The organism is Clostridium sp. CAG:221 (assembly GCA_000435835.1).
Lineage (GTDB): Bacteria > Bacillota > Clostridia > Clostridiales > Clostridiaceae > Clostridium.
Genome location: FR883364.1, coordinates 1 through 11,899 on the forward strand (window position 1 = coordinate 1; position 11,899 = coordinate 11,899).

The window sequence follows — 11,899 nt, forward strand, 5'->3', positions numbered from 1 at the left end:
GTTGATAAGGATAAAAGTGATTCTAATAGTGAAGAATCAAGTTCTGATGAAAATGAGACAATCCAAGACAACAAGTTAAAGGAAGAAGAATTAGGACTTGATAGAGCTAAATTTAATGCATATATAGATAAAACTGATCAATTATTGTTTTCTATTGGGTTTGATGAAAAAGAAAAGAAATTCACTGTTAGTGAACAATCTGAAAAAAATATATCAGAAGAAACTCCAGAAGAAACAATGTATACTATAAAAATATTTGATAAAGAGCAAAAAGAAAAATTTTCAGTAGAACTTAAAGGTAAGGATACTGGAAATTCTGAAAAATTAGAGCCATTAAAAAGCTTAAACTATGAAGTAGGAGATTTTATACAAATAACACCTACTGATAGTAAGGATGTATTAAAGATTACTGGTAATATTCAAGGTGATGTGGACAAGCAAAAGGAAGATTATTCTGATGGAATTGATAATTATGATTACATTGGAAATGTAAGATTCCAAGTTGAAGAAGATCACCTTAAAACTGTATATAATGAAGCACCAGTTATAAATGGACTTACAGATATTGAAGAATCAGAAAATCCTATGAATGATATTCTCACTGGAATATCTATAAAGGATGATCATGATGGAGATATTGATAATTCTAAGATTGTACCTTTAATAACAGAACTTGAAGATGGAGTTTTAGATGTAAGTTATACTGTTGAAGATAGTTGGGGAAGAAAAGCAACTGGTAAGAGAAAGATTTCACCTAAAAAAGTGGAGCAAGAAGAAGTAAAACAAGAAGAGCCAAAAATTATTAGGGAAGAAATTAATTTACGTACTGGAAGTTCAAGTAGTAATACAAGTCAAACTGCTACTGGATTAGCTGCCAATGAAATAACAGTTGAAGGTACACCTTATTTTAATGGTCAACATGTAAGATTTAAAATAAGATTTGATACTGCAGCAAAGCAAATTCAAATTGCTGATCAAGATGGTAGAAAATTAAGTAATACTGGAGATAGTGAGTATTTTAAATTTGTATTATATGATAAGGATATGAATGAAAAAGCTTCGGTATCTTTATTAGGAAATGATAAAAGTGATTCTGATAAGTTGGATAAAATTGCCAATCAACTTTATGAAGAAGGAGATTACATAGGGATATGGCATGCAGAAACTAAAGAGAGAACTGGTGATGCAAATTCTCCAGAAAATAATCCAAATTCATCTTCATTTATACCTAAGCTTAAAATAGCAGGACCAATAAAAGTTTTAACTAATAATGGATCAGGTAATTTAACTGAAAGTGATCAAACTAAAGATTATTCAAATGGAATGGATAAGAGAGCGATTTCTGAAAGAAGATTCCAAATTAAAGGGAATGGATTAAAAGAAGTAACTAATAATGCTCCTGTATTTGAAAATTTAGATGTTAAGGAAATTGCAAGAGGTGAGGAGTTCGACCCATTAGAAGGTATTAAAGATAAAATAAAAGATGATTTTGATAAATTTAATGATGATAATTTAGAGACTAAAGCTGTTTCTATAACTTATAGCTCTTATGATGTCAAAAAAGTTGGAAATCAAACTATAACTTATACTGCTACAGATAAATGGGGAAGATCAAATACTGAAACAAGAAAATTAACAGTTAAATCAAGTAACCCACTTGATACTAAGTATATAGAATTTAAAAGGAATAATGAAGGAAACAAGGGAGAGAGTTTATTTAAAATAAAATTTGATCCAGTAGAAAAGAAATTTTTAGTAGATAATTTAGATAATATACAAGATTCTCCTATAGATTCATCGGTATCATCATCTATATTTAAGCTGAAAGTTTATACAAAAGGTGGAGTATTACAAAAAACATTAAATATTAAAGGTACTGATAATTTAAAAACTGTATTAAAGAAGTTTGATGGTTATAAATATAATGTTGGTGACCGTATAGAATTATGGTCAAGTACTCCTAAAAGTATAGTAATTCATGGGGTAGATAGAGATGGAGAATTAAATGGAACAGTACAACAGCCTTCACCTAGTATACCTGGGCAAGGGTCAACTGAAAATTTACCACAAACACCAAATGGAGAAGAGAATTCAGGAGAAACTTCAGAAAACGCTCCAAATGGAAGTGGAAGTTCAGAAAATAATGGTGCAGAATATCCAGAACAAAATTCTAGAGAAGGTAATTTAACTCAAAGTGGTAATTTAGGTCAATCAAGCAATACAACTGAAAATGACTCTGATAATTATGAAAACTATGAAAATGGAATTGATAATACAGATTTTATGAAAAATGTAAGATTTGAAATAAAAGCTGATAAGTTAACTTATATTTATAATAAAGCGCCTGAATTTACAGTAGAAGATAATGTTAAACTACAAGTTAATAGAAATGGTAAATTAACTAGAGACAAGCTAATGGAAGGTTTAACTGTTAAGGATGATCATGATGATAGTTTAGCTTCAAATGTTATAATTGGAGATTTAGATACTACAACTATTGGTGAAAAAGAAGTTGAATATAGAGTTGTAGATAGTTGGGGAAGAAGTTCATTAGTAAAAAGAAAAGTAACTGTATATCCTTACAATGATTTAGAATATAATTATATCAATGTTAAAAATAATGAAACAAATGAATCTATTTTAAAGATTAGATTTGATGATATAAATAAAAAGCTTGTAGTTGATAAAGTTGATAAAAGTAAGATACCTAGTAGTTTAAGTAATGATATTGATGTATTTGAAATTAAGCTTATAAAAAAAGAAAATATAAATTCTAAAAATACTGAGAATAATAACAATAATGTTAAAACTATAAAGTTAACTAAAAAAGATTTAATAGATGGCAATAAAGTTAGCGAAATTAACAATTTATCATATAAAGAATTTGATTATATTTCCTTATGGGTTTATGATTCAAAAGATGGTATATCTGTATCTAAAAAGCCAAATTTAATTTCAAATGATCAATTTTTGAAAAATGGTGCTTCAGAAGAAGGTTCTTTAGATGGAATATTGTTAAATGGTTTTGAAAATCAAGAAAAAATGCAAAATACTAGATTTGAAATAAAATCTGAAGGGTTAGAAAAAATATATAATAAAGGCCCTGAAATTAATGGGTTAAATGATATTTTATATGTATATAAAAATGATAATATAGAAAAAGATTATGCCTTAAAAGGAGTAAGTGTATCAAGTGATATAGATAAGACAATTTCAAATGAAAAAATAGTAATTACAAATGTAGATAATGAAAATATTGAAGATTTAGATGAAGAAATTAGCACAATTGGGAACTTTATATTAAAGTATACTGTTACAGATTCATGGGGAAGAAGTGCAACATATAATAGAACTGTATCTGTAATATCAAAATCGGTATCGAATGATATTGAATTTTATAATATAGATGGTAATAAAAAATTATTTTCTCTTAAGTATAACCCAATATCAAATATATTTGAGGTAAATGAAAATAAAGTGGAGACTACTCCGAAAGAAGATGAAGAGCAAGAAGAAGTTCCTCCAGTTGGAGAATATAACCCTAATGAACCATTATCACCACCAACTGGAAATGAATTAAATTCAGCTAAAAGTCAGCAAGAACTACAGACTATAAATGAAGAGTTAAATAAAGTTAACAGTGATGCACTACAAAAAAATGATTCATCTAATGATAATACTGAAGAGCCACAAAAAGAAATTGTATTTAAATTAGCTATATTTAATGTTGATGAAGAAAAGGTTGGAGAAGTTGAGTTAACAGAAGTTGAAACAATAAATATAGAAGAATTTAAAAAGAAGTTGAGCAATATTACTATTTATGATGGATATTATGTTTCTGTATGGAGTAATAAACCAGAAAGAATAAAAATTAAAGGTTATATGACTGGTAACAATGAATTGGGTGAATCGGGAAATGTTGAAATTGATTATTCAAATGGAACAACAGATAAAGATTATATTGATAATGTTAGATTTAATTTTACAGTAGATGGTATAAATGTTGTTTATAATAAAGCGCCTAAAATAAACTTTTTAAACAATGAAACACTTACTGTATATGCTGGTGATGCTATTGATTATACTGAAAATATAGAAGTAAAAGATGATAGAGATAATCCAGAAAATAATAACATTATTGATAAATCTAAAATAAAAGTTAGTATTATTCCACCAAAGTCTAATAATGAAGGAACACAACCTGATAGTAATGGAAGTACTTCAGATAGTATAAGTGGAGCTTTAGGTACTGAAACAGAAAGTAATCAAGGCTCAGAAAATGGGAGTTCTTTCAATTCAGAAAATATAGAAGAAAAAGGACAAACTTCAAATGGTGGAGATGAAACTATTATAAATGATGAGGCTTCAAGTGGAAGTGGGGATTCAGGTCAAGGTAATGGCAAAAATGATGTTTCAAATGACAAAGATAATTCAAACAAAACAGAGGAGAAAAACTTCTTAGAGGAACAAAAGAATAACTTAAGAATAGGCAATAACACAGTTAGATTAACAGTTGCAGATAGCTGGGGAAGAGAAAGTAGCATTGAAAGAAGTTTAATAATAAAAAATGGTATTGATAAAAATGAAATTATATTTAAGGATAGTAATAGGCAAGAAAAGATAAGAATTGGATTTAATCATATAGATAACAGTTTAAATGTTACTACTAAGAACACAACAGCATTTGGTAGTGGAGATGTTCCTAATTATATAAGAATTAAAGTATATGGTAAAAATGGTGAAAGTAAATTTGAAGAAATAACATTTAATGTAAATGAAAATCCTAATTCAGGTAATAAGTTAGATAGATTAAAAAGCTATCATTTTGAATATGGAGATTATTTTGAAATTTATCATGGACATCCTAATATGTTTTCTATAACAGGTGGTGTAAATGATCAAAGAGAAGATTATACTGATGGAGTGCAAAATCCTGAAAATTTACTTAATGTAAAATTTGAAATAACAAAAAGTGGTTTGAAATCTATATATACTAATCCAGATGAAGAAAAAGTAAATGGCAATAAAGTTGTATTTGGACCAGTTGCTCCAGAAAAATTTCCATTTAAAATTCAAATTGATTTTTCACAAAGAAAGTTTAAAGTAGTAGAAGCAACTTATACAAATATTTTAAATGGGCATAATGATACTGTTTATAAAATGGTGTTAATAGGTAGTGATGGAAGAATAAAAAGACAAACTACGTTTTCAGGTAATGAAGATGGAGATAAAATAATGAGCACCACTACCACTAATAATGGTAATGGTAGCAAGAATTGGAACAATCAAGATTTTGAATATAATGATTGTTTATACATATGGCATAAGCAACCAGAAAGGTCTATTATAAAAGGTACTATAAGTAAGCAAAGAGAAGATTATAGTGATGGTGTTAATGATCCAGATAATATGAATCATGTTGTATTTAGATTAACAGAAACAGGATTAGAGTCTGTATATAATGAAGCACCTAAAATAAGTGGTGTAGAAGATATAGATGTATATAAAGGTCAAACATTTAATGTTGGTTATGGAGTAACATATACTGATGATCATGATCCTAATAATTTAACAAAATCAGTTTCTCTTAAAGAGAATGGTATGATTAGAACAATTACTAATACTAATAATGGTAATACAGGGGTAGATTGGAACCTTGATACAAGTAATCTAGGTGAAAAAGTATTAGTATATACTGCAACTGACCGTTGGGGAAAAACTACGACTGTAGAAAGAAAAGTTACAGTAAGACCTAATTTATATAAAAATGTATTTAAAGTATTTGCTGAGAGTGAAAATACATCGTTAAGTACTAAAATTATAGATGAAATAGAGGATAACAATTTACAACCTTCTGCATCAGAAATTCTTAGTACAGATAGTTCGGGAGCAGGAAATACAAGTACTGGAGAAAGTGAATCTGAAACAATTACTCCAGGGGGGAATACTGAAAATGATACTAGAACACCAGTATTTGAAATTGGATTTGATAGTATTACAAGAAAATACAGAGTATTTAATCAAAGCAATGAAAAATTATCAAAAACAAATTTAGATGATGAAGCATTTAGAATTGAAATTAAGGATTCTGATGGAGGAATAAAGAAGAAAATTACTTTAACAGGTAATGATAGAGGTACATCTCCAAAGTTATCAACTATTAATGATATAAATTATGCTGATGGTGATAGTATAAGAGTATATAGAAGTGATTTAAAGGGTATTAAAATTACTGGTACTGTAACTGGTCATATTCCTAGAACAGAAGATAATATGAATGAAACTAACAAATTTGATTATATGAATAATACAAGATTTATAGTAAGTGATGCCGGGCTAGAAGCTAAATATAACAAAGCTCCGGTTATGGAAGGGGTTAAAAAAGTTAGGACTGTCAGTAAAGGTACAATAGATTTATTAGAGGGAATAAACATAAGTGATGAAGAGGAAAACATATCTACTGACTATATGTTTATATATGTAGATGATAAACTTATAGGAACTGTAGATAATGCTCGTAATAGTAATGAAAATTCTCATAAATACTATAACTTTAATAAAGTAGGTACTTATAAAGTAAAATATGTACTTTATGATAAATGGGAAAGAGCAACTATGATAGAAACTACTGTAAAAGTAGAATCTAAAGTAAGAGAAAATGAAATTGAAGTTTATAGACCAGATAGTACTTTAGCATTTAGAATTGCTTTTGATACTAAGGAAAATAAATTTGTATTAAAAGGCTCTAGTGAAGATAGTATTGTAGATAAAGAAGAAAAAGATGATAATCAAGAAGCTAATAATAAAGATGATTCACAAAAGGATAATCAAGAAGATGAAAATATAGAAACATATTCATCTGAATCAAATAGTGAAAAGTACTTTGAAATGATTGTAAGAGATGCGAAAGGTAATGAAAGAAAAAAGGTATCATTAACTGGGGATACTCAACAAGATAGTGAACAGCTAAATGGGTTACATCAATTTGCATTTAATAGATATGATACTATAAGTTTAAAAGCAAGAACTGCACAAGCTGTAAAAATTAAAGGTGGTATTGTGCCAGAAGTAAGTACTAAATCAACTACTACAGATTATTCAAATGGATTTGGTACAGTTGAAAAGTATTCAGAAGTTAGATTTAAAATAACTGATGATGGACTTAGAGAAATGACTAAAAAACCTTTAAGTATAAATGGAGCAGATCCTATAATTATAAAAAGGGGAGATATCTTAGATCTTTTAGAAGGTATATCTGTAGAATTAAATGATCAAAACAATGATGATTATAAAATAAGTGTTGAAGAAATATCATCTAATAGTAATAAGACAGTTTTATTAGATGAAACTAATAATGATAATTCAAGTGATAGTGGAGTAATAGAAGATAAAACAAAGTTTAAAAAGTTAAAAGAAGGAGTTTATACTGTAAGGTATACTGTTACAAATAGTTGGGGTGCTACTACTACAGTTGATAGAGAAATAACAGTTTACCCTAGAACAGACTTAGAAGCTGTAAAGTTAACTGTAAAAGATTATCAGGGAGAAGATATACTTATAATAGGATTTGATTCTATAACAAGAAAACTTAGAGTAATAGACTATAAAAATAAAAGTATTGATTATTTAGATAACTCTCAGGTTTTTGAAATAAATGCTTTTGATAGTTTAGGAAAAACTTTAGGAACTATTGCTTTAAGAGGAAATCAAGAAATTGATAAATCTATAATAGATAGAATAAACGCATTCCCTTATGAAGAAGGTTATTCATTAAGTATTTGGTCAAAAGTAATAGATAATAAAATTGATATAACGGGTAGTATTACTACTGAAAAAGAAAACTCTAAAGAAGAATCTAAAAAGTCTAGATATAAGAGAACACTTACTTTAGAGGAAAAAAGAGATAAATTAGAAAATGGTAGATTTAAAATTTTAAGTGATGGATTAAAATATATCTATAATAAAGCACCAGTAATAACTGGTGGAGATGAAACAATACCATATTATAAAGGAAATTTATTAAAAGCTCCAAGTAGCTTAAAAATAAATGATGACCATGATGGTGAAATAAGTACAACTGAAGTAACTATAAATGATGATAATGTTGATTATGATACATTAGGAGAGCAATCAATAACTTATGTTGTTGAAGATAGCTGGGGAAGACGTGCTACAAAACCAGGTAAAATTGAAATTAGATCTGCCATGGATAGTAACAGTATAAATATTTATCCAAAAGAAAATTCAACAGCTAGTGGAAGTACTTCAGAAAGCATACAACAACCTAATCAATCACCAGAAAATGCTACTGAAGGAGAAACATCTCAAACTAGAACTACTGAAGCTGAAGGTGATAGTGAAAATACTAATCATACTCCAGGAGCTGGAGGTTCAGTAACAGAGGGTACTCAAACTCCAGCAGGAAGTACAGATGGTAGCACTGAAACTGCACCAGGAGAAAACGGTGGTAATAGCAATCAAGAAAGTAGTGGAGAAGGAGATACTACAACTCCAGGAGATGGAAATAATATTGATAATGCAGTTGTTAAAAATAGTTCGTTTTCTATAAAATTTATTAGAGATAATGAACATAATAAAAATAGAATTAAAGTTGATCTTGGAAGTAAATCTAAAGAACAATTTGATTCTAGTAATGCTGGAACATTCTTAAAAGTGAAGATTTATGATGCTAATGGAATTGCGTTAAAATCTGTAGATATTTTAGGAATTGATACTGGAGAAAGTGCAAAAATAAAAATAGAAAAGGAATTAAATAAAGTTAATTCAGATTCAATAGATTCTAAAGATGAAACAGAAAATGAAGAAACAGAACAACAACAAACTAAAACTAGTTCAGATGTTGAAGGTGGCACAGATAGTTCAATAAATTCAGCAAATGGAAGTTCTCAAGGTGGAAGTCATTCAACAAATAAAAATGACCAAAAATTTGAATACTTTAATGGTCAGTATATTGCTATAGAAGGTGTAACTGAAGAAACAAAAAACTCTGTAAAAATACAAGGAACTGTTGTTAATAAAGGTAATGATGTAACTTATGAAAATGGAGTTAGTAATCTTGATAAAATTCAAAATGTTAGATTTAAGTTTACAGATTTAGGATTAGAGGCAGTTTATAATAAAGCACCAACAATAAAAATAGATAAAGATATTAAACTAGATGGTACTAAAAGAAACACTAATTCTAATGTAGAAGAAAATTCACCACAAGATACAAGAAGTACTAATACAGAAGAGTTTGATGGAATTAAAGGTGATGATTTTAATTACTTAAGAGGTGTTACAATTTCAGATGACCATGACACTTTAACTAAAGATAATGTAGAAGTTAAATGGAATGAGAAATTTAAAGATGATCCTAAAAAATATAATAATAATAATGAAGAAAGTGCCTTAACAGATAATAATGATGGAAAATTTACTTTAGCAGGAAATGGTATAAAAGTATATGGTGAGCAAAATGTTGGTAATAATGTATTATATTATAAAGTGACGGATTCTTGGGGAAGAGTTAGTTATGAACAAAGAGCAAATATAAAATTAAAAAATGGAGCTTTTGAGGATAATATTAAATTTGGAAATTCGCAGGTGAGTGATAAATTAAGCTTAAGGTTTAATAAAATTGAAAATGATACTGAAGGAAAAGTTCAATTACAATTAACTACAAATGAGAATAATAAGCCTTTTGCATCAATGGGTGCTAATTTTAAATATTATGAAATACAAGTATGGGTACCTAATAATAGCCAGTCGAACGAAATAACTGAAGGATATACAAATTTAAAAACATTAACATTGAATGGAAATCAAACTCCAGCTCAAGTTAGTAGACAGATACAAGAGTTTAATGGACTACAAGTTCCTTATGGAACAATACTTAAAATTTATGCTGGACATCCTCAGCTTTTCGCTATTGAAGGACCTGTTAGGGATAAATTAGAAGATTATTCAGATAAAGTTCAAAATCCAGAAAATCTTGTTGATACTGTATTTAAAATTACTGAAGCAGGATTGAAGGCAATTTATGTTCCAACAGAAATTGAAAAATCATTAGGAGAAAATGAAAATTTAATTTCATTAGTAGCTCCAGAAAAAATACCATTAAAAATTAAGATTTCTCCAAATGGAAGCGGTGGAGGAAGCATATCTGTTGTTGATAAAAATAAAACATGGCTTGATGGTAATGATAATAGTGTTGTATTTAAAATGACATTAAAACATGTAGATGGAAGTAGTGAAAATCAGATTAATATTAATGGAAATATGTATGCTGATGAATCAGAAGTTTTAAATCAATTTAATAATCTTACTTATAAATTTGGAGATACATTAACTATTTCTCATAAAGAACCTAAAAAGGTTCTTATAAAAGGCAAAATAGGAAATGCTAGAGAAGATTATTCTGATGGTGTAGATAATAGTTTAAATCTTACAGAAGCAGTATTTACATTAACGAAAGATGGTTTAGTAGCAACTTATAAATCTGCTCCTCAAATAATGGGAATGATTGATATTGAAGTAGAAAAAGGTAAAGATATAAATTATGAACAATTGAAGCAAAGTGTAACAGCTAAAGATAATATTGATGGACCTATTACTAACATACAATATAGTGCTGAAAATATAGATACATCTAAAGTTGGTATGTACGAATTTACATATACAGTTACTAATAGTAATCAACGTACTACTACAAAATCAAGTACAATAACTGTATATGATAAGCCTACAATTAACAAAAATAATAAAGCAACAATAGAACTTAATTCTATAGAAAATACAGAAAATGCTATTAAAGATTATTTAAAAACAGCTGTAGATGTAAGTGATGATGATGATAAGCTTTATAATAAAACTACTAAGGTAGAAGTTAAAAGCAATGATGTTAATCCTAATAAAGCTGGTACTTATCATGCAACATATGTTGCTACTGATTTATATGGAAAAACAACAGAGAAAAAAGTTGATATACAAGTTGTTAGAACTATAAATGTAACAGTACCAACTAAGCTTCCATTCCAAGTTGTAACAAACTTAATGCCAAGTGAAAATCGAGATGAAACTACAGAAAATGATGGGTTTGTATCTGGAGTATTAAAATTAAAAAATAATAATACAAGTCCAGTAAAAGTTAGCGTTGCATCATTTGGTAAAAAAGCTGATTCAGGAGAACTTGAAATTGTAGATCCAAATTCTTGTAATTGGGATAACATGAATGAACAAGATTCCATGACAAAAATGGCATTAGGTCTTTATATAAAGGATAATTCATTAATAGAATCAGAGTATAACACTGAAAATAAACCTTTATGGTTATCAACAAACAAACAAAATAGTGATGATACAGCTAATCCAGATTCTCCAGGAGATTCACAAGAACCAAGTTCAAGAATTGGAGTAAATGAAGATTCAAATGGAGATAAAGTTAATGAAATAAACACTAAAATAGGGATTTTACCAGCTAAAGAAACTGGAAGTGATAAACCAAAAGAAGCTAGTATAGGTTTTACAAGCAAACATGGTAAAAACTTTATTGGTGGAAGTGTTACAGGAAAATTTGAATTAACATTTAAATTTGAATAATTAACTAAAAATTATGGAGTTGTAATTAAATTGAATTAAAAAATTCAATTTAATTCAACTTCATTTTTTTGTCTAATTTTAAAACAAAATGAAGAAAATTAGTAATTTAGGGAAATAATAAGATTATAAGTTTATATATTATGGAAGGGAGAAGAATTTAATATATGAGAAAAAGATTAATTATTATTGTTTGTATAGTTATATTGTTTATAGAAAATTTACCTGAAGGCATAATTACATCAGCTATTGAAAAAAGCATTGTTGGTAAAAATGAAAAAATATGCAGTAATTATAATAA

General features: G+C 27.8%; 1 protein-coding gene. It reads left to right on the top strand.

The annotated features are described in order from the left end of the window. Window positions 1-11,601, top strand: an 11,601-nt coding sequence (locus tag Q5O44_RS01620) for an immunoglobulin-like domain-containing protein (protein WP_370545557.1), incomplete at its 5' end; no start/stop codon positions are given. Window positions 11,602-11,899: the final 298 nt, after the last annotated feature.